A 589-nucleotide genomic window follows, 5' to 3' on the forward strand; every position below is an offset into this window, starting at 1 on the left:
GACAAACACAGTCGTTGTGACTGCCGTTGCACCAATCAATGATGTTGCCAACAAAATTGTCGTGATAACCTTACTCGTTTTCATGGTTAAATCTCCTCGAATATTATGTTACATAATTGTAACACAACAAACCTAAAACAAAACTTATTGGTGGCAATAATCCCGTTTCGAATTGTGAACTTTTTTTGAACTTTTTATAGACAGACTGTGCGCTACGTACATTTTGTACTAGGAAAGCGTTAGTATTATAGAGTAAAGAAGAGAACAGATTATGAGATACGAGATAAGGGAGAATTGGTTATGAAACGTGGAAAGTCCGCCGTGCTACTAGTGGCGAGCGTTGGCACGATTTTTACCACTAGCACCGTTTTTGGTGATACAACAAATAGCACTATTTCGAGCGAACAAGCGTTGATATCCACTAAATCAAGCGATATCGCTGCAACAGCGGATACTGACACGACACCGGTTGAACAAGTTACAATCGACACCCCATCATCTGAACAAGCACCAATTGAACAGCCATCAGAAACAAATCAACCGACAGCGAACACTGATGAATTCATTACTGACATCGATATGTCAAATG

The 589-nt window shown here is 39.9% G+C and carries 1 protein-coding gene; it reads left to right on the forward strand.

Annotated elements, in window-relative coordinates:
• Positions 1-300: 300 nt before the first annotated feature.
• Positions 301-589, forward strand: a 289-nt coding sequence (locus tag KH400_RS20865) for a hypothetical protein (RefSeq protein WP_217227921.1), incomplete at its 3' end; no start/stop codon positions are given.

The organism is Desertibacillus haloalkaliphilus (assembly GCF_019039105.1).
Taxonomy (GTDB): Bacteria; Bacillota; Bacilli; order Bacillales; family KJ1-10-99; genus Desertibacillus; species Desertibacillus haloalkaliphilus.